General features: G+C 62.9%; 15 protein-coding genes. 12 read left to right on the forward strand and 3 right to left on the reverse strand.

Going from position 1 to position 20403, the window contains the following annotated elements; translation table 11 throughout:
* Nucleotides 1–54 precede the first annotated feature (54 nt).
* The 7 genes from FNA46_RS18830 to FNA46_RS18860 all read left to right on the forward strand — a co-directional run bounded on the left by FNA46_RS18830 (nt 55) and on the right by FNA46_RS18860 (nt 8235).
* Nucleotides 55–2484 carry a GcvT family protein gene (locus FNA46_RS18830; protein ID WP_143126752.1) on the forward strand — a complete coding sequence of 810 codons (2430 nt, stop codon included), beginning with the start codon at nt 55–57 and terminating at the stop codon, nt 2482–2484.
* A gap of 222 nt (nt 2485–2706) precedes the next feature.
* Complete coding sequence (locus tag FNA46_RS18835) at nt 2707–3609, forward strand: branched-chain amino acid ABC transporter permease (protein WP_143126753.1); 903 nt, start codon at nt 2707–2709, stop codon at nt 3607–3609.
* 49 nt (nt 3610–3658) lie between these two features.
* Entirely contained in the window at nt 3659–5011 is a 1353-nt protein-coding gene (gene livM, locus FNA46_RS18840) for a high-affinity branched-chain amino acid ABC transporter permease LivM (protein WP_425468785.1), read from the forward strand.
* On the forward strand, nt 5011–5880 hold the full coding sequence (locus tag FNA46_RS18845; protein ID WP_143126755.1) for an ABC transporter ATP-binding protein: 870 nt from the start codon (nt 5011–5013) through the stop codon (nt 5878–5880). The genes livM and FNA46_RS18845 overlap by 1 nt, the downstream gene beginning before the upstream one ends.
* Entirely contained in the window at nt 5880–6626 is a 747-nt protein-coding gene (locus FNA46_RS18850; protein ID WP_143126756.1) for an ABC transporter ATP-binding protein, read from the forward strand. The genes FNA46_RS18845 and FNA46_RS18850 overlap by 1 nt, the downstream gene beginning before the upstream one ends.
* A gap of 21 nt (nt 6627–6647) precedes the next feature.
* Nucleotides 6648–7001 carry a DUF6867 family protein gene (locus FNA46_RS18855; RefSeq protein ID WP_143126757.1) on the forward strand — a complete coding sequence of 118 codons (354 nt, stop codon included), beginning with the start codon at nt 6648–6650 and terminating at the stop codon, nt 6999–7001.
* Nucleotides 7002–7119: 118 nt separating this feature from the next.
* Complete coding sequence (locus tag FNA46_RS18860) at nt 7120–8235, forward strand: branched-chain amino acid ABC transporter substrate-binding protein (RefSeq protein ID WP_143126758.1); 1116 nt, start codon at nt 7120–7122, stop codon at nt 8233–8235.
* 78 nt (nt 8236–8313) lie between these two features.
* On the opposite strand, the gene FNA46_RS18865 is transcribed toward FNA46_RS18860, so the two are convergent.
* Nucleotides 8314–8856 (reverse strand): AAA family ATPase, encoded by a 543-nt coding sequence (locus FNA46_RS18865; protein ID WP_143126759.1) that lies wholly within the window; start codon nt 8854–8856, stop codon nt 8314–8316.
* 278 nt (nt 8857–9134) lie between these two features.
* Here FNA46_RS18865 and FNA46_RS18870 point away from each other — a divergent pair, with 278 nt between their 5' ends.
* Nucleotides 9135–10343, forward strand: a complete 1209-nt coding sequence (locus FNA46_RS18870; protein ID WP_143126760.1) for an MFS transporter — start codon at nt 9135–9137, stop codon at nt 10341–10343.
* A gap of 87 nt (nt 10344–10430) precedes the next feature.
* On the opposite strand, the gene FNA46_RS18875 is transcribed toward FNA46_RS18870, so the two are convergent.
* Nucleotides 10431–11354, reverse strand: coding sequence for a response regulator (locus tag FNA46_RS18875; RefSeq protein ID WP_143126761.1), 924 nt, complete (start codon nt 11352–11354; stop codon nt 10431–10433).
* Nucleotides 11347–14748, reverse strand: a complete 3402-nt coding sequence (locus FNA46_RS18880; protein ID WP_143126762.1) for a hybrid sensor histidine kinase/response regulator — start codon at nt 14746–14748, stop codon at nt 11347–11349. Before FNA46_RS18880 ends, FNA46_RS18875 begins: the two co-directional genes overlap by 8 nt.
* A gap of 214 nt (nt 14749–14962) precedes the next feature.
* Between FNA46_RS18880 and olsC the strand changes: the two genes are divergently transcribed.
* From olsC to urtC, 4 genes are all read left to right on the forward strand, one after another.
* The gene (gene olsC, locus FNA46_RS18885; protein WP_246103206.1) at nt 14963–15781 is read left to right on the forward strand and encodes an ornithine lipid ester-linked acyl 2-hydroxylase OlsC; all 819 of its coding nucleotides are present in this window, start codon (nt 14963–14965) and stop codon (nt 15779–15781) included.
* A gap of 237 nt (nt 15782–16018) precedes the next feature.
* Complete coding sequence (gene urtA / locus FNA46_RS18890) at nt 16019–17308, forward strand: urea ABC transporter substrate-binding protein (protein ID WP_143126764.1); 1290 nt, start codon at nt 16019–16021, stop codon at nt 17306–17308.
* A 319-nt stretch (nt 17309–17627) separates the two neighbouring features.
* Nucleotides 17628–19235: an urea ABC transporter permease subunit UrtB gene (gene urtB / locus FNA46_RS18900; protein ID WP_143126814.1), complete on the forward strand. Its 1608-nt coding sequence runs from the start codon at nt 17628–17630 to the stop codon at nt 19233–19235.
* A complete protein-coding gene (gene urtC / locus FNA46_RS18905) occupies nt 19232–20401 on the forward strand; it encodes an urea ABC transporter permease subunit UrtC (protein ID WP_143126765.1) in 1170 nt (389 codons plus the stop codon). Before urtB ends, urtC begins: the two co-directional genes overlap by 4 nt.
* Nucleotides 20402–20403 lie beyond the last annotated feature (2 nt).

Consider the following 20403-nt stretch of genomic DNA (forward strand, 5'->3'; position numbering starts at 1 on the left):
GCGGCCTGTCTCTAGGCTCCCTCGAAACCGTCTTGGCCAAGGGGAGCGTCCGCAATGAAGAATCATGCCAGGGTTGTCGTCATCGGCGGTGGGGTCGTCGGCTGTTCGGTGCTCTATCACCTCACCAAGTTCGGCTGGACGGATGTGGTGCTGGTCGAGCGCTCCGAACTCACCTCCGGCTCCACCTGGCATGCGGCGGGCGGCATGCACACGATCAACGGCGATCCGAACGTTGCCAAGCTGCAGAAATATACGGTCGAACTCTACAAGGAGATCGAGGAATATTCCGGGCAGGACATCGGCCTGCACATGACCTCCGGCCTGATGCTGGCGGCAACGCCGGAGCGCTTCGACTGGATGAAGTCGCTGCTCGCCAAGGGCAAATATGCCGGCGGCGAGGCGCGGCTGATTTCCGCCGAGGAAGCCTATGAGATGATGCCGCTGCTCGATCCCAAGCAGTTCGTCGGCGCCGTCTTCGATCCGCATGAGGGCCATCTTGATCCTTACGGCACCACCCATGCCTATGCCAAATCCGCGAAGAAGAACGGCGCGGAGATCTATCTGCACACCAAGGTGGAAGAACTGCTGCAGACGCCGGAGGGCACCTGGCGGGTAGTTACCGACAAGGGCGAGATCCGCGCCGAGCATGTGGTGAACGCCGCCGGGCTCTGGGCGCGCGAGGTGGGCCGCATGGTGGGACTGGAGCTGCCGGTGCTGGCCATGGAGCACATGTATCTGATCACCGAGGATATGCCTGAGGTCATCGATTTCAACCGTACGACCGGCAAGGAACTGATGCACTGCGTGGATTTCGACGGCGAGATCTATATCCGCCAGGAGCGCAACGGCATGCTGATGGGCACCTACGAGAAGGATTGCCGTCCCTGGTCGCCGATCGAGACGCCGTGGAGCTTCGGCCATGAACTTCTGGCGGAGGATCTGGAGCGCATCACCAATGAGCTGGAAGTCGGTTTCCGCCACTTCCCGGCCTTCAACAATGCCGGCATCAAGAAGATCATCAACGGGCCCTTCACCTTCTCGCCGGATGGCAATCCGCTGGTCGGGCCGGTGCGCGGCATGACGAATTTCTGGTCCGCCTGCGCGGTGATGGCCGGCTTCAGCCAGGGCGGCGGCGTGGGTCTTGCGCTCGCCAACTGGATCATCGAGGGCGATCCAGGTTTTGACGTGTTTGCCATGGATGTCTGCCGCTACGGCGATTATGCGACGCTTGCCTATACCAATGCGAAGGTGCGCGAAAACTATTCGCGCCGCTTCTCGATCCGTTATCCCAACGAGGAACTGCCGGCCGCGCGCCCGCTGCTGACGACGCCGGTCTATGACCGGCTGAAGGCGGAGGGCGCGGTATTCGGCGCGTCCTACGGGCTGGAAACGCCGCTGTGGTTCGCGCCTGAGGGTGTGGAGGATCGCTTCTCCTGGCGCCGTTCCACAGATTTCGACCATGTCGGCGCCGAGGCGCGGGCGGTGCGCGAGAGCGTCGGCCTGATGGAAACCTCGGGCTTTGCCAAGTATTCCGTCAGCGGGGAGGGGGCGGCCGTGTGGCTCGATCACATGCTGGCCGGCAAGGTGCCGCCGGTCGGCAGGATGGCGCTCTGCCCGATGCTGAACGAGGCCGGCAAGCTGATCGGCGATTTCACGCTCGCCAATCTCGATGACGAGGATTTCCTGCTGATCGGCTCCGGCATCGCCGAGGATTACCACATGCGCTGGTTCGAGAGCCACCTGCCGGAGGACGGCTCGGTGGAGATCGACGCGCTGGGCCTCAGCCTTGTCGGGCTGGCGGTTGCGGGACCGAAGGCGCGCGCGGTGTTGCAGAGCCTGACGCATCTCGACCTCTCGTCCGAAGCCTTCCCGTTCATGGCGATCCGCGAACTGGAGCTTGGCATGGCACCCGTGCTGATCGGCCGCGTCAGCTATACCGGCGATCTCGGCTATGAGATCTGGATGCGGCCGGAATACCAGCGCTATGTGTTCGAGACGCTGATGGAGGCGGGAAAGCCCTTTGGTATCCGCCTGTTCGGCCTGCGTGCGCTGAACGCGCTGCGGCTTGAAAAATCCTATGGCAGCTGGTCGCGGGAATATCGCCCGCTCTACGGGCCGCTGGAGGCAGGCCTCGGCCGCTTCGTGGCGCTCAAGAAGGAGGCGAATTTCATCGGCAAGACCGCGGCCATCGAGGAAAAGCTGTCGGGTGGTTCGCTCAGGCTCGTCACCCTCGTGGTAAAGGCCCGCGATGCGGATGTGCTGGGCGACGAGCCGATCTCGCTGAACGGGGAGGTTGTCGGCTGGGTCACCTCCGGCGGTTATGCCCATGCGGCGGGTTGCTCGGTGGCCATGGGCTATGTGCCCAAGGCACATGCGCAGGTGCGCGACGGCTGGCAGATCGAGGTGCTCGGCGAAATGCTCGAGGCGACTCTGCAGCCGGCGCCGCTCTTCGACCCTGACGGCCTGCATATGCGGCAGGGGTGACCGGCCGGTTTTTTGGTCATTTCCTGCTTATTTTCTAGGTCGTTTGGCCTGTTTGACGCCAGATAGCGGGCCGGTTGGGGGTAATTGGCGTTGCTCCATCATTTTGACTTCCCTTTTCGAGGGAAAGCAGTATGAAATTTTAAAAAGCGAAGAACCCGTAAGGGCCACACATACAAGAGACGCGGCCGTCTGTTTTCATGGATCGCGTCCGGGGGAAAATTGATGGAGTATTTCATCCAGCAGCTCCTGAACGGGCTGACTCTTGGATCTATCTATGGCTTGGTCGCGATCGGCTATACGATGGTCTATGGCATCATCGGCATGATCAACTTTGCCCATGGTGACATCTTCATGCTTGGCGGTTTCGCCGCCCTGATCGTCTTCCTGATCCTGACATCCTTCATTGCCGGCATTCCGGTGGCGCTCGCGCTGCTCATCATGATGGTCGTTGCCATGCTGGTGACCAGCCTGTGGAACTGGACGATCGAACGGGTCGCCTACCGACCGTTGCGCGGTTCGTTCCGGCTGGCGCCGCTGATCACGGCGATCGGCATGTCGATCGTGCTGTCCAACTTCATCCAGGTGACGCAGGGTCCGCGCAACAAGCCGATCCCGCCGCTGGTCAACGATGTCTTCCACTTCGGTGACGTCACGGTGTCGCTGAAGCAGATGGTCATCGTGGTCGTCACGGCCGTGCTGCTCACCATCTTCTGGTATATCGTCAACAAGACGCCGCTCGGGCGTGCGCAGCGTGCGACCGAGCAGGACCGCAAGATGGCGGCGCTGCTGGGTGTCGATGTCGACCGCACCATCTCGATCACCTTCATCATGGGTGCATCGCTCGCGGCCGTCGCCGGCACCATGTACCTGATGTATTACGGGGTCGCCTCGTTCGCCGATGGTTTCATTCCGGGCGTCAAGGCCTTCACAGCGGCTGTTCTCGGCGGCATTGGCTCGCTTCCCGGCGCCGTTCTCGGCGGCCTCCTGATCGGCCTCATCGAATCCCTGTGGTCCGCTTATTTCTCCATCGCCTACAAGGATGTGGCAACCTTTGCCATTCTCGCCTTCGTCTTGATCTTCAAGCCGACGGGGATCCTCGGGCGTCCCGAAGTGGAGAAGGTGTAACTCCATGACCAATGCACAGTCTCCTGCCAAGGAAGCGGCGCCGGGCGTGATGGCCCAGGCCGTTAAGGAAGGCCTCTTTGCCGGCATTCTGGCCTTCGGCATGTTCCTTCTCTATGTCGGCATCGAAACCTACCAGAACATCGACAACGCGCTGGTCTGGCGCACCCGCTGGGGGCTTCTCGCCATCTTCGTGGCGGTTTCCGCCATCGGCCGCTTTCTCGTCGTCGGTTTCTTCAAGCCGCGGATTGACCGGCGCAAGCTCGCCAAGGCCAAAGCCGGCATTCCCGAAGTGTCCGACGACAAGGGGTTCTTTCACAGGAACTTCCTGAAGATCGCCATGCTGGCGCTGGTTCTCTACCCGCCGGTGGTCGTCAGCCTTTACGGTGTGCAGGGTTCGCTGAAATTCGTCGACAATTTCGGCATCCAGATCCTGATCTACGTGATGCTCGCCTGGGGCCTCAACGTCGTCGTCGGGCTCGCCGGCCTGCTCGACCTCGGCTACGTCGCCTTCTATGCGGTGGGTGCCTATTCCTACGCCCTTCTGTCGCAGACCTTCGGCCTGTCCTTCTGGGTGCTTCTGCCCATGGCTGGCATCCTGGCCGCGTTCTGGGGCATCATTCTCGGTTTCCCGGTCCTGCGTCTGCGCGGTGATTATCTGGCCATCGTGACGCTCGCCTTTGGTGAAATCATCCGCCTCGTGCTGATGAACTGGACCGAGGTGACCGGCGGCACGGCAGGCATTTCCGGCATCGCCAAGGCATCGATCTTCGGCATCTGGTCCTTCGATGTCGGCGCGTCGAACAATTTTGCAAGATCCTTCGGCCTGCCGATGTCCTCGGCTTACTACAAGATCTTCCTGTTCTACGTCATTCTGGCGCTCTGCCTGATTACCGCCTACGTGACGATCAAGCTGCGCAGCATGCCGATCGGCCGTGCCTGGGAAGCGCTGCGCGAGGACGAGATCGCCTGCCGTTCGCTCGGCATCGACACGGTCAAGACCAAGCTGACGGCCTTTGCCATCGGCGCCATGTTCGGCGGTTTCGCAGGCTCCTTCTTCGCGGCGCGTCAGGGCTTTGTCTCGCCGGAAAGCTTCGTCTTCCTGGAATCGGCCGTCATCCTGGCGATCGTCGTCCTCGGCGGCATGGGCTCGCTGACGGGCATCGCGGTCGCTGCGATCGTGATGGTCGGCGGCACCGAACTTTTGCGCGAGATGGAATTCCTGAAGCATGTGTTCGGTGAGGATTTCACGCCGGAACTTTACCGCATGCTGCTCTTCGGCCTGGCCATGGTCGCCGTCATGCTGTTCAAGCCGCGCGGCTTCGTTGGCTCGCGCCAGCCGACGGCCTTCCTCAAGGAGCGCAAGTCCGTCTCGGGTAGCTTCACCAAGGAGGGTCACGGCTGATGACCTCCGGAAACACGACCATGACACGCGATACCATTCTCAAGGTCGAGCATCTGTCGATGCGCTTCGGTGGTCTGATGGCCATCAACGACCTGTCGCTCGAAGCCAGGCGTGGCGAGATCACGGCGCTGATCGGCCCGAACGGCGCCGGCAAGACCACGGTCTTCAACTGCATCACCGGGTTCTACAAGCCGACCATGGGCATGATCACCATGAACCGGCGCAATGGCGAACAGCACCTTCTCGAACGCCTCTCGGATTTCGAGATCACCAAGAAGGCCAAGGTTGCCCGCACCTTCCAGAACATCCGCCTGTTTTCGGGCCTGACGGTGCTGGAAAACCTTTTGGTGGCGCAGCACAACAAGCTGATGAAGGCGTCCGGCTATACCGTGATGGGCCTGCTCGGCATCGGCTCCTACAAGCGTGAGGCGGAAGGTTCGATCGAGCTTGCCCGCCAGTGGCTGGAAAAGGCCGATCTCATCGATCGCGCCGACGATCCGGCCGGCGATCTGCCCTATGGCGCGCAGCGTCGTCTGGAGATCGCGCGCGCCATGTGCACGGGGCCGGAGCTTTTGTGCCTCGACGAGCCGGCCGCCGGCCTCAATCCGAAGGAATCGCTGGCGCTCAACACGCTGCTCAACAGCATTCGCGACGAAACGGGCACCTCCATCCTGCTGATCGAGCACGACATGTCTGTCGTCATGGAGATTTCCGACCACGTGGTGGTGCTGGAATACGGCCAGAAGATCTCCGACGGTACGCCGGACCATGTGAAGAACGACCCGAAGGTCATTGCCGCCTATCTCGGCGTGGATGATGACGAGCTGGAAGAGGTCATGCATGAAGAACTCGACGGGGGCTCGCTCTGATGTCGGTCAACGTTAATCCCGCAGCCGAACCGCTTCTGAAGGTCAGCGGCGTCGAGACCTATTATGGCAGCATCCGCGCGCTATCGGGCGTCGACGTGCATGTGAACCAGGGCGAGATCGTCAGCCTGATCGGCGCCAACGGCGCCGGCAAGTCGACGCTGATGATGACGATCTGTGGCAGCCCGCAGGCCCGCAATGGCTCCGTCGTGTTCGATGGCACCGACATCACCAAGATGCCAACGCATCTGATCGCGCGCCGCCGCATTGCCCAGTCGCCGGAAGGCCGTCGCATTTTTCCGCGCATGACGGTCTATGAAAACCTGCAGATGGGGGCTGGCCTCGACAACCTGAAATATTTCGATGAGGACGTGGAGAAGATCTTTGCGCTCTTCCCGCGCCTGAAAGAGCGTCAGAGCCAGCGCGGCGGGACGCTCTCGGGCGGGGAGCAGCAGATGCTCTCCATCGGCCGCGCGCTGATGGCGCGTCCCAAGCTTCTGCTGCTGGACGAGCCCTCTCTCGGTCTTGCTCCGCTGATCGTCAAGCAGATCTTCGAGGCGATCCGGATGCTGAACGAGAAGGAAGGCCTGACGGTGTTCCTCGTCGAGCAGAATGCGTTTGCGGCACTCAAGCTGTCGCACCGCGCCTATGTGATGGTGAACGGCAAGGTGACCATGAGCGGGACCGGCAGGGAACTGCTGGCCAATCCGGAAGTGCGCGCCGCCTATCTGGAAGGCGGGCGCCACTGAGGCGCATGGGGGAGACTGGATATGCAAGGGCTTTTCTTTGAAAGCGATACCGGCGCCCGCTACGTGCTGCGCTTCATCGTGCTGCTGATCGGCCTGTGGACGGCCTGGCGCACGGGGCGTGCCGTGGCCGAAGGCTGGAAGGAGCTTCCGCTCGTCTTCGTCTACGTGCTGCTGCTTGGGGTGATGATGCGCTTCCTGCACTTCGCGCTGTTCCAGGGACCGTTCCTGGCGGCCGGCTATTACGTGCTGGATGTGGTGCTGCTGCTGATCTTTGCGGTTGCCGGTTTCCGGCAGCGCCGCACGAGCCAGATGGTGGAAAACTACTACTGGCTCTACGAGCGCGCAGGCACCTTTTCCTGGAAGAAGAAGAATTGACAGGCTGAGGCTTTCGGCTTCAGATTGTTGTGAAAAGGGAACCAGTTACCGGCGCAGGGGTGGTGGGTCTTGCGCACGGTTCTTACACCGACCCGCTCAAAAAACTGGGAGTAACATTATGAAGAAGTCTCTTCTCTCGGCAGTGGCGCTGACGGCCGTCATGGCTTTCGGCGGTTCTGCCTGGGCTGATGTCCTCGTCGGCGTTGCCGGCCCGCTGACAGGCCCGAACGCAGCCTTCGGCGCTCAGCTCCAGAAGGGTGCGGAGCAGGCGGCAGCGGACATCAACGCAGCTGGTGGCATCAACGGCGAAAAGATCAAGATCGTGCTCGGCGACGACGTGTCTGACCCGAAGCAGGGCGTTTCCGTTGCCAACAAGTTCGTCGCGGATGGCGTGAAATTCGTTGTCGGTCACTTCAACTCGTCGGTTTCGATCCCGGCTTCTGAAGTTTACGCCGAAAACGGCATCGTGCAGATCACGCCGGCCTCCACCAACCCGAAGTTCACCGATCGCGGCCTGTGGAACACCTTCCGCACCTGCGGCCGTGACGACCAGCAGGGTGCCGTTGCCGGCCAGTATATTGCTGAAAAGTTCAAGGGCGTTCCGGTCGCCGTCGTGCATGACAAGACCACCTATGGTCAGGGTCTTGCCGATGAAACCAAGAAGGCCATGAACAAGCTTGGCATCAAGGAAGTCATCTACGAAGGCATCACCGTCGGCGACAAGGACTTCTCGGCGCTGATCTCCAAGATGAAGAATGCCGGCGTCGGCATCGTCTATTTCGGCGGCCTGCACACCGAGGCCGGCCTGCTGATGCGCCAGATGGCCGACCAGGGCGTCAAGGCGCCGCTGATGTCGGGTGATGGCATCACCTCCAACGAACTGGCGTCGATCGCCGGCGACGCCGTCAATGGCACGCTGATGACCTTCCCGCCGGATCCGCGCCAGAACCCGAACGCCAAGGACCTCGTCGAGAAGTTCCGCAAGGCTGGTTTCGAGCCGGAAGCCTACACGCTCTACTCCTATGCCGCGATGCAGATCTTCGCTGACGCCGCCAAGGCCGCCAAGTCGAACGACCCGCAGAAGGTGGCCGAAGCGATGAAGGCCAAGGGTCCGTTCAAGACCGCCATCGGCGACATCGGCTTCGATGCCAAGGGCGACATCACCCGTCCGGACTATGTCATGTACGAGTGGAAGAAGGGCCCGGACGGCAAGTACAGCTACTTCCAGATGTAAGATCCGGCAGAAGATCCCTGATCTTCGCCTCTCTTCGGAAAGCCCGGCCTCGCGCCGGGCTTTTTGCATGGGAGACGGTCAAACCGCATCCTCCGCACCGATCCGGGCCAGCACAAAATCCGCCCGCTCCGCCGCGCTCACCTTCGGCAGCACCACGATCGTGTAACCAAGCCTCGGATAGAGATCGACCAGACGGTCATATTCCGCAAGCGCTCCCGCAAGGGCGTGCCGGCGCTCCCCATTCATCACGTAGATCTCCGGCCAGGGCGGTGTGAGAAACACGGTGCGGTGGTATCGGTGCCTCCTGCAGAGATCAAGTGCCGACGCGTCGCCTGTCGCCTGCCAGAGGGCGGCGGCCGCATCCACGAGGCTGCGGTCGAAGAAGGTCCAGCCGCTCTTGTCCGGCAGGTCTGCGCGGTCCGCCATGGCAAGCGCAATGGCGCGCCGGGCAAATTCGGCCAGGTTGACCCAGGGCAGGGCCCCGCCCGCCGTTGCCTGCTCTGCCTTGACGATGCGTCGACCGGGTTCGGGCACCGTTCTGAAACCGCGCCGCTGCAATTCGGCAAGCAGCGTGGATTTCCCGCCGCCGGAACAGCCTGAAAGGATGACGAAGCGGTTCATGATGGGGTTCTCCTGAGGGTGGAAACACTTGGTGCCGGATCGCGGGAGGATGAGACGATCTGACGCATCGCTCGCCAGAAGTGTGTTGACTGCTATGGTGCATAGCGGTAATTTGACGCTTGTCTGGAACTGGCTGTTATCGCGACATCTGCCGGATCGGATCGCGCCTTGGAGGAGGCGCGCGGGGAAGTTTCTGTCGGATCCTGAAGGGTGATGGACCGACAGCGCTGGAGGTGGCGGCCGCTCCAAGCCTGCCTGTCTATGGGAGAGATTTCAAGATGACGAAGACTGCTGCGCTCCGCACAAGCGGAGGGCGGGCGCTGGTGCTCGCCTTTCTGGCTGCTGTGATCGAGGGTTTTGACTTGCAGGCGGCCGGGGTGGCGGTGCCGAAACTCGCGCCGGCCTTCGGGCTTACGCCGCCCCAGATCGGTCTGTTCCTGTCGTCCGCGACATTTGGCCTGATCTTCGGCTCGCTGTCCGGCGGCTGGATTGCCGATACCTGGGGCCGCCGCGCCGGCCTCGTGCTGTCGCTTCTGACCTTCGGTGTCTTTTCCGTGGCGACCGTCTTTGCCACCAGTTTCGAACAGCTGCTGGTCCTGCGCATCCTGACCGGTGTCGGCCTCGGTGGCGCTCTGCCGAACCTGATCAACATCGCTGCGGAATCGGTGGAGCCGGGGCGCCGCGGCTGGGCGGTCTCGATCATGTATGCCGGCGTGCCGCTCGGCGGCGCGATCGCCAGCGGTGTTGCCACCCTTGGCCTGCATGGCGGGGACTGGCACATGATCTTCCTCGTCGGCGGCCTGATGCCGCTGGTGCTGGCCCCCTTCGTGCAGCTCCTGCTGCCGCCGCTTGCCGTCGTGCGCCAAAAGGTGTCGTCCGCTACGGGCGGCTTTGCCAAGCTGTTTGCGCCGGAATCGCTGGTCGGCACGCTGTTTCTGTGGCTCGCCTTCTTCCTCGGCCTGATGGTGGTTTATGTCCTCCTGAACTGGATGCCGCAGCTGCTGGTGGCCCGGGGCCTGGAAAAGAGCGAGGCCTCGCTGGTGCAGCTGATGTTCAATGTCGGCGGTGTCGCAGGCAGCCTGATCGGCGGACGGATTTTTGACAGCGCGCGTCCCATTGGCCCCGTGCTGCTTGCCTTCGCGGCTTCCGCCGCGGCTCTTATCATGCTGGGCATCCTGCCGGTCGCGCTGGCGCTGATGCTCGTCGGTGGTGCGCTGGTCGGTGCAGCGATCCTGTGCATGCAGGCGATCCTCTATGCCACCGCCCCGCAGTGCTATCCCTTCGAGGTGCGCGGCACAGGCGTCGGAATTGCCGTTGCGGTCGGCCGCCTCGGCTCCATCGCCGGCCCTCTGTTCACCGGCCTGCTGGTCGCCCGCGGCGCAACGCCGACCGACGTGATGTTTTCTCTGGTACCGCTGACCGTGCTGACCGGTGTCTTCACGGTGGTCCTGCTGTTCCGCCGCAGCCGCCGCGAGGCCTTTGCCTGAGCCTGCTCGCGCCAGGATGCTATTCGGTTCGCAATGATGGAAGGCCCGGGCGATCAGCGCCGGGCCTTTGCCGTACCGCCCGGCGGATCAGACTTCGTGCAGGACGGTTGCAGCCTTGACGGCGGCGGAGGCGCGGTTTTCCACGCCGAGCTTCACATAGATCTGTTCCAGGTGCTTGTTCACCGTGCGCGAGGAGAGGCCGAGGATATCGCCGATATCCTTGTTCGACTTGCCCTTGGCGATCCACAGCAGAACTTCGGATTCGCGCAGCGTCAGCGAAAAATGTTCGCGCAGCACCGCATCGTCGGCGCGGCTGCTGCCGCCGGTAATGCGGAACAGGTATTCGTCGGCGCCGATCGCACCGAGGAACACGACATGCAGGCGGGCCTCGGCTCGTTCCGAGAAGGCGAAGGTCGCCTCGCGCGCAAAGCCGGGGCGGTCGCGGCCGGCCATCCAGCCGGCGATCTGCCTGACAACGCTGTCGAGACCCTCCTCGCTGCCGGCCGCCGTGTTGATCAGGCGGGTCGCCTGCGGGGTGGACCAGTGGAGCGCGCCATTGCCGCGCACCGCCAGCAGGTGGCGGCCGGCGGCATCGAGCGCCACGCGGGCGCTTTGCGCCGAGCGGGCATTCGAAAGGTGGACGCGGATGCGGGCGCGCAGCTCGTCGATGTTGATCGGCTTGGTCAGATAGTCGACGCCGCCGCTCTCCAGTGCGTGCACCACATGTTCGGTCTCGGTCAGCCCGGTCATGAAGATCACCGGCACCTGCGAGACGGCCGGATTGGCCTTCAACCTGCGGCAGGTATCGAACCCGTCCATGCCGGGCATCACCGCATCGAGCAGGATCAGGTCCGGCGTGATGCGCTCCACGATATTGAGCGCCGACTGACCCGTGGTGGCGATCAGCACGGAAAAGCCCGAGGTTTCCAGTGCCTCGGTGAGAAAGCCGAGCGCTTCGGGACTGTCGTCCACCAGCAGCACGATATCGCGGGGCAGGGCCAGGTCAGACATCGTCGGCAACTCTTTCCTCGGTGAATCGGTTGAGGAAGGTCCTATAGCCCGAGAGATCGAAGGCTTGAACATAGGCGCCGAGTGCCTCGGTAAAGGGTCGGTTTTCCGGCAGGCGCGCCAGCTCCGCAAGTTTTGCCTCGATGCCGCGGATATAGCCGATCTCGCCGAGCTGGATCAGGTCTTCCACATGGCGCGGACCGGGGTTTTTCGGCGCGGCGGGCGGGGCGAGGGTGGACGGCGCCATGGCCGGCGGCAGGCCTTCGTCGTCATAGATCCAGGTCAGGCCGAGATGCAGGGCGAGCTTGTCCGAGAGCTGGCGGATATCGACGGGCTTGGCCAGCGTGTCGTTGTGGCCGTCGCCCTCGCGGCGAACGGAAGCGCCGTCGCCGATATTGGCCGAGAGCATCAGGATCGGCGCCGTCTGCCCGCTTTCGCGCAGCCGCGCCACCAGCTGCCAGCCGGTCATGCCGGGCATCAGGATATCGACGAGGAAGAGGTCAGGCTTAACGCCCTCGATCAGCGTCAGGCAGTCCGGCCCGTCCTTTGCCGTCAGCACCACGAAATCCATCGGTGTCAGCACCTCGCGCATCAGGTCGCGATGGTCCTCGTTGTCGTCCACCACCACCACCGTGCGGCGCGGCCCGGTGTGGCCGACGATCCGGCGCGCGGCAGCCGGCATCGTGCTCGGGCGATCGACGGCCGACAGCATCAGCCGCACGCGGAAGGTGGAGCCTTCGCCCTTGCGGCTGACGACGGAGATTTCGCCGCCCATGGTGTTGGTGAGAAGCCGTGTGATGGTGAGGCCTAGGCCGAGGCCCGGCATCGGCCGCACATTGTCCGCCTCGCCGCGCTGGAAGGGTTCGTAGATGCGGCCGAGATCCTTTTCCGCGATACCGCAGCCGGTATCGGCAATCGTGAAGGTGGCGACCTGGCTGCGATAGCCGACCTCGAAGCGGATCGCGCCCTGCTCGGTGAACTTGATGGCGTTCGACAGCAGGTTGACGAGGATCTGGCGCAGGCGCTTTTCGTCGCTGCGCACGTAATGCGGCAGGCTGCGGGCCCGCTCGTGGATAAAATCCAGCCCCTTGGCCTGTGCCTGCGGGCGCACCATCTCGACGATCTGGTCGAGAAAGTCGTGGATGTTGATCTCGTTGGAATAGACCTGCAGCTTGCCGGCCTCGATCTTGGAAATGTCGAGCAGTCCGTCGATCAGGCCGGAGAGGTGATCGGCCGAGCGCTTGATCACCTTGATCGCCGACTGGCGCGGCTGCGGAATGCTCTCGTCCCGCTCCAGGATCTGGGCATAGCCGAGCACCGCATTCAGTGGCGTGCGCAGCTCGTGGCTGAGGCCCACCACATAGCGGCTCTTGGCGCGGTTGGCGGCCTCGGCGGTTTCCTTGGCCTTCTGCAGCGCGGCATCCGTCTTCTTGTGCGCGGCGATCTCCTTGAGCAGCAGGGTGGTCTGGCGCGAGGATTCCTCTTCCGCCACCACCCGGCTGTCATGCGCCAGAACGAAAAACCAGGAGACGATGCCGGCAATGATGGCAAACACGAAGAACACGATCAGGATCGTGCCATAGATCACCTCGGCATTGGCCGGCATGGTGCCACTGATCTGATAGGCGATCATCGCCATGATGCCCCCGATCAGCGAGATCGACAGGATGGCCGTCATCGCATAGCGGCCGAGCCGGGTCATCAGCCGCTCCACCACCTGATCGGACAGGAACGAGCGGGCAACGCTGCCGATCTGCGCCTTCATCTCGGCCTTCGGCTTGCACATGTCGTGGCAGCGGCTGTCCAGCGAGCAGCAGAGCGAGCAGATCGGCGCCGCATAGGCGGGGCACCAGGCCATGTCTTCCGGTTCGAAGGGATGCTCGCAGATCGAGCAGGTGATGGAGGTCAGGTTCTTCCAGGCATGCCGCGGCTTGCGGGCCAGATAGAAATGGCCCTTGGTGGCCCAGGCGATCAGTGGCGAGAGGAGGAAGGCCGTCAGTGTCAGGTAGGTCGAGAGCGAGGCGGCGAGCAGGCCGAACAGGCCGAAATGCGCCGACAGCGCAATCGCGGTCGCGCCCAGCATGGCGCCGAGCCCGACCGGGTTCAGGTCGTAGAGATGGGCGCGCTTGAACTCGATGCCGGGCGGCGACAGTCCCAGCGGCTTGTTGATGAAGAGGTCGGCCGAAATGGTGCAGAGCCAGGCCATGGCGATGATCGAGAAGATGCCGAGCGTCGCTTCCAGCAGCCGGTAGATGCCGATTTCCATCAGAAGCAGCGCGATCGCCACGTTGAACACCAGCCAGACGACGCGGCCCGGGTGGCTGTGGGTGAGGCGCGAGAAGAAGTTCGACCAGGCAAGCGACCCGGCATAGGCGTTCATCACGTTGATCTTCAGCTGCGAGACCACGACGAATGCCGCCATCAGCAGAAGGGCCGCCGTATCGTTGGGGATCATGTAGCCGAAGGCCGTCAGATACATGTGGGCCGGATCGCCCGCTTCCAGCGCCGGCACGCCGGTCGAGAGCGTCAGCACCGCCAGGAACGAGCCGGCCAGCAGTTTCGGCACGCCGACCACCACCCAGCCGGGGCCGGCCAGGAACACGGCGAGCCTGTGGCGCCACTTGCGCTGCCCCTCCGCCGGCAGGAAGCGCAGAAAATCCACCTGCTCGCCGATCTGCGGCATCAGCGCCAGGATGACGGCGGAGGCCGCGCCGAATTCCAGAAGATCGAAGGGGGCGGGGCCGCCGACCACCGCATTGGAATGATCGATGCCGGCAAAGCTGCGCCAGAGGTTGAATTTCTCCCAGTCGGAAAAGGCGATGAACAGGAAAGGCAGGATGTTGAGGATGATCCAGAAGGGCTGCGTGGCCAGCTGGAAGCGCGAAATGAGCTGCACGCCATAGATGACCAGCGGAATGACGACGGCGGCGCTGATGATGTAGCCGATCCAGGGCGGAATGCCGAAGGCCATCTTCAGCGCCGCCGTCATGATCGAGGCCTCGATCGCAAACAGCATGAAGGTGAAGCTCGCATAGATCAGCGAGGTGATGGTCGAACCGATATAGCCAAAGCTTGCGCCGCGCGTCAGAAGGTCGATGTCGACGCCATGGCGGATGGCATAGCGGCTGATCGGCAGGCCGACGACGAGCATGGCCAAAGCCGCCGCGAGGATCGCGAAGAAGGCGTTGGTGGTGCCGTAGGAGAGCGTGATCGCGCCGCCGATCGCCTCCAGCGCGAGGAAGGAAATGGCGCCGATGGCCGTCTGCGAAATGCGGCTCGAGGAAAAGCGGCGTGCGCTCTTGGCGGTGAAGCGCAGCGCATAGTCTTCCAGCGTCTGGTTCGCGACCCAGCGGTTATAGTCGCGCCGGACCGGAATGATGCGTTGCCGGGCTGCCATGCGTGCCTTGCCGTCCATTTGTGCATGATGATCGTTTGGGCAGTTTCGAGGGTTTGTGACGGATTTGCAAGCTGGATTCCCGTTTGCCACAACTGTGACACAGGCTCTTGCAACAGCGTGCAGGCTCACCATCTCAGTGTGTGCAGCAGAACGCCCGAAGCCTTTCCGCTGGGTCTTTCGGGTCCCGTCAACTTTCATTCATGTGTGGCCACCCGTGGAACCCTCGACCGTCAGCGCTTCTCCGAATGAACAGACCTTTGGCACCCAGGGCATCGCCCCCATGGATCGCCCGAGCCGCATCACCCGCTTCTTCATGGCGATCGTCGCCTGGGCGGAAGGCCTCAATCTGAAATATGCCAAACTGGGCAATCCCCCGGTCTATGACAACGCAACGTTCCCCTGGGCCGCGGAGGTCGAGAAGGCCTATCCCGCCATTCGTGCGGAACTGGACCAGATCCTGAAGCGCAAGGACGAGTTGCCCAGCTTCCAGGACATCTCCACCGATGTGAAGACCATTTCCACCGACAACAACTGGAAGACCTTCTTCCTGCTCGGCTTCGGCGTGAAGTCGGAGCAGAACATCAAGGCCTGCCCGGAAACCTGGAAGGCGATGCAGAAGATCCCGGGGCTGACCACGGTGATGTTCTCGATCTTCGAGCCCGGCAAGCATTTGCCTGCCCATCGCGGTCCCTATAACGGCGTGTTGCGCCTGCATCTCGGCATGATCGTGCCGCCGCAGCGAGACAAGATCGCCATCCGCGTCAAGGACCAGATCTGCCACTGGGACGAGGGCAAGGTGCTGATCTTCGACGATGCCTATGAGCACGAGGCCTGGAACCATTCCGACCAGACCCGCGTGGTGCTGTTCGTGGATTTCGTCAAGCCGCTGAAGTTCCCGGCCCGCCTGGTCAACTGGTGCCTGATGAACCTGGCGATCTTCACGCCCTTCATCCGCGAAGGGCTGGATAACCACAACGAGTGGGAAAAGAAGTTCTATGCCGAGGCGGAAAAGCTCCGCAACCGGCCACACTGAGCCTTTCACACGCTGCGCCGGGTGCTGAGCCCGGCGCCCGGCGCTTGCTGTCCGCCGCTCCATGGGCGCGGATGCACCACACGTATTTTCCCTTTTTCTGATCTTCCCCTTTCGCCCCCTCGTGTACGTCATTTTACGTATGCCGTTTTGCGGTGCAGCAGCCGATAGTTCGTGAAGCAACGGTTAACGGCCGAACACAGGCCCGTTGCGGAACGAACGAGAAGAGGGGTTCGCACCATGAATTTCAAGGCAAGGCTCGGCGGCGCAATGCTCGCCGCCATCATGTCCACGACGGCGTTCCACGGCGCCTTTGCCGCCGAAGACACCATCAAGATCGGCGTCCTGCATTCGCTTTCCGGCACCATGGCGATTTCGGAAACGACGCTGAAGGATGCCATGCTGATGCTCGTCGAGGAGCAGAACAAGAAGGGCGGCGTGCTCGGCAAGAAGCTCGAAGCCGTCGTCGTCGATCCGGCTTCCGACTGGCCGCTGTTTGCCGAAAAGGCCCGCCAGCTGATCAGCCAGGACAAGGTTGCCGCCGTGTTCGGCTGCTGGACGTCCTCCTCGCGCAAGTCCGTGCTGCCGGTCTTCGAAGAGCTGAACTCCATCCTGTTCTACCCGGTGCAGTATGAGGGCGAGGAATCCTCGCGCAACATCTTCTACACCGGTGCTGCCCCGAACCAGCAGGCCATTCCGGCCGTCGATTATCTCGCCGAGAAGGAAGGCGTGCAGCGCTGGGTTCTGGAAGGCACCGACTACGTCTATCCGCAGACCACCAACAAGATCCTCAAGGCCTACCTGATGTCGAAGGGCGTCAAGGCCGAGGACATCATCGTCAACTACACGCCGTTCGGCTTCTCCGACTGGCAGACGGAAGTTTCCAAGATCAAGGCCTTCGGCTCGGCCGGTAAGAAGACTGCCGTCGTCTCCACCATCAACGGCGATGCCAACGTTCCCTTCTACAAGGAACTCGCCAACCAGGGCATCAAGGCCGAGGACATTCCGGTCGTCGCCTTCTCGGTGGGTGAAGAAGAACTCGCCGGCATCGACACCAAGCCGCTCGTCGGCCATCTGGCTGCCTGGAACTACTTCCAGTCCGTCGACTCGCCGGCCAATGCCGAATTCATCAAGGAATGGCATGCCTTCACCAAGAACGACAAGCGCGTGACCAACGACCCGATGGAAGCTGCCTATATCGGCTTCAATGCCTGGGTGAAGGCCGTCGAGGCTGCCGGCACGACCGATACCGACAAGGTGCTGGATGCCATCATCGGCGTCTCCGTCCCGAACCTGTCGGGCGGCTATTCCACCGTGATGCCGAACCACCACATCACCAAGCCGGTGCTGATCGGCGAAATCCAGGCCAACGGCCAGTTCGAAATCGTCCAGCAGACTCCGCAGGTCGTCGGCGACGAATGGTCCGATTACCTGCCGGACTCCAAGAACCTGATCTCCGACTGGCGCAAGCCGATGTCCTGCGGCAACTTCAACGTTGCCACCGGCAAGTGCGGCGGCAAGGGCAGCTGATAGCTGCATCGGGTCAATGACCCCTCCTCCCCGCAAAGGGGGGGGAGGGGCCTGATCTAAGCCTGTCGGCGAGATCATCGAACGTTCTGGACCAAGCTTACCCCCCTCTGCCCTGCCGGGCATCTCCCCCTCAAGGGGGGAGATCGGCAGGATGTAACGTCCCAGCCACACGGCGGCGCCTCAAGGATCGTTCGTCGTCATGGGCTTGCGGCGTCAACGGCATCGGATCTCCTCCCTTCAGGGGGAGATGCCAGGCAGGGCAGAGGGGGGTGAGCCCCACGCGCGGCGCAATCTGTGTCCGCTGCAAGAAGGGGCTACGATCATGTTGCGACTTTTCCTTTCAACCCTTTTCCTCCTCCTCGCGCTTGTTGCGCCCTCGCTTGCCCAGTCCGATCCGAAGGCGTTGATCGATGCGCTCGGCAAGGCTGATTTCAAGCAGGCCGAGGATCTGATCGGCCAGATCGCGGCAAGCGGCGATCCGCGCGTCGTGCCGGCGCTGAATGCCTTCGGCGACGGCGATCTCTATGCCCGCAAATCCGATGGCGCTGTTTTCATCACCAAACCTGCCGGCGCCAATCTGGCGCTGATCGATCCCTTGAGCGGCGAGAGTGTCGGCGAGGCGCCGAAGGGCGCGCTGAACAAGCTGAAGATCAACAACACGCTGCGCCGCGTCCTTCGGGCAGCCACCGGCGGCCTGACGCTGATGAGCCCGGATCGTGCGGCGCGTCTTTCGGCGGCCGATGCCGTCTTGCGCGCGCCATCCGCGGAAAACCTGGCGCTTCTCGAAACGGCCCTTGCCAAGGAGGCCGACCGCGAGGTGAAGGCCCGCATGGAAGAGGCGCGGGCTGCCTCCGTACTGGTGTCCGACCGTTCGATCGAGGAAAAGAATGCCGCCATCGATACCATCGCCCGGATCGGCGGCCGCGATGCGATCAGCCTGCTGCTGACCGCATCCGCCACGATGGATCCGGGCCTCAAGCCCGCCGTGAACGCTGCCGTTGCCCGCATCCAGACGACGCTTGCCTTCTGGGACATGGGGCAGAACGTCTGGTACGGCCTGTCTCTCGGCTCGGTGCTGCTGCTGGCGGCCATCGGCCTTGCCATCACCTTCGGCGTGATGGGCATCATCAACATGGCGCATGGCGAGATGGTGATGCTCGGCGCCTATTCCACCTATGTGGTGCAGGAGGCGATCCGCACCTCGGCGCCGCATCTGTTCGACTGGTCGCTGGCAATTGCTCTCCCGGTCGCCTTCCTCGTCACCGCTGCCGTCGGCCTTGTCATCGAACGCGGCGTGATCCGCTTCCTCTATGGCCGGCCGCTGGAAACCCTGCTGGCCACCTGGGGTATTTCCCTCGTGCTGCAGCAACTGGTCCGCTCGATCTTTGGGCCGACGAACCGCGAGGTCGGCAATCCCTCCTGGATGTCCGGCGCCTTCCAGCTGGGCGAGATGCAGGTCACCTGGAACCGTCTGTGGATCGTCGTCTTCTCGCTGTCGATCTTCATCGGCTTGCTGGTGCTGATGAAGCGCTCCGCCTTCGGCCTGCAGATGCGCGCCGTCACCCAGAACCGCCGCATGGCCTCCTCCATGGGCATCCGCACGCCCTGGGTCGATGCCTTCACCTTTGCGCTCGGTTCCGGCATCGCCGGTATTGCCGGGGTGGCGCTGTCGCAGATCGACAACGTCTCCCCCAACCTCGGCCAGTCCTACATCATCGACAGCTTCATGGTCGTGGTGTTCGGTGGCGTCGGAAATCTCTGGGGTACGCTGGTCGGCGCGCTGTCGCTCGGTGTGCTCAACAAGTTCCTCGAGCCGTGGACCGGCGCCGTGCTCGGCAAGATCCTCGTGCTCGTTCTGATCATCCTGTTCATCCAGAAGAGACCGCGCGGCCTGTTTGCGCTGAAGGGAAGGGCGGTGGAAGCATGATCACCAGCTTCATCTTGCGCGCACTGGAAGGTCGCATCGTCATGACGGTTGCTGTTCTGGCGGCCGTGGCCCTGGCCATTCCGGCCAGCAATCTGCTCCTTTCGCCCGACAGCGCCCTGCATGTCCCAACCTATGCCATGTCGCTGATGGGCAAGTATCTGTGCTATGCGCTGCTGGCGCTGGCGCTCGATCTGGTCTGGGGCTATTGCGGCATTCTCTCGCTCGGCCACGGCGCCTTTTTTGCCCTCGGCGGCTATGCCATGGGCATGTATCTGATGCGCCAGATCGGCAGCCGCGGCGTCTATGGCAATCCGCTGCTGCCCGATTTCATGGTGTTCCTCAACTGGAAGGAACTGCCCTGGTTCTGGCACGGCTTCGACATGTTCTGGTTCGCGATGCTGATGGTTGTCGTCGTGCCGGGGCTACTGGCCTTCGTGTTCGGATGGTTTGCCTTCCGCTCGCGCGTCAACGGCGTCTATCTCTCGATCATCACCCAGGCGATGACCTATGCGCTGATGCTCTCCTTCTTCCGCAACGACATGGGGTTCGGCGGCAATAATGGCCTGACCGACTACAAGGAAATCCTCGGCTTCTCCGTGCAGGCGGATGGTACGCGCGCCGTGCTGTTTGCGCTCTCCGCACTGATGCTGGCGCTCTGCCTGGTGCTTGCCTCCGCCATCACCCGCTCGAAATTCGGCAAGGTGCTGGTCGGCGTGCGCGATGCCGAAAGCCGGGTGCGCTTCCTGGGCTTTCGCGTGGAAAACATCAAGCTTTTCACCTTCGTTGTCTCGGCCATGATGGCGGGCATTGCCGGCGCGCTGTTCGTGCCGCAGGTCGGCATCATCAATCCGGGTGAATTCGCGCCGGCCAATTCCATCGAGGTGGTGGTGTGGACGGCGGTTGGCGGGCGCGGCACGCTGATCGGCCCGATCATCGGCGCGGTGCTGGTCAATGGCGGCAAGAGCTTCTTCACCGGCGCCTTCCCGGAACTGTGGCTCTATGCGCTGGGCGCGCTATTCATCGGTGTAACGCTGTTTTTGCCGAAAGGCATCGTCGGCACCGTCCAGTCCGTCCTTGCGGCGCGGCGGGCGGTGAAGGCGGCAGCCGGCAGGGACGCCAGTGAAAACGATGACCGGGCCCCGTCCCAGGTCCAGGCTGCGGAGTAGAC

It is taken from the genome of Affinirhizobium straminoryzae (assembly GCF_007004135.1).
Classification (GTDB): Bacteria; Pseudomonadota; Alphaproteobacteria; order Rhizobiales; family Rhizobiaceae; genus Neorhizobium; species Neorhizobium straminoryzae.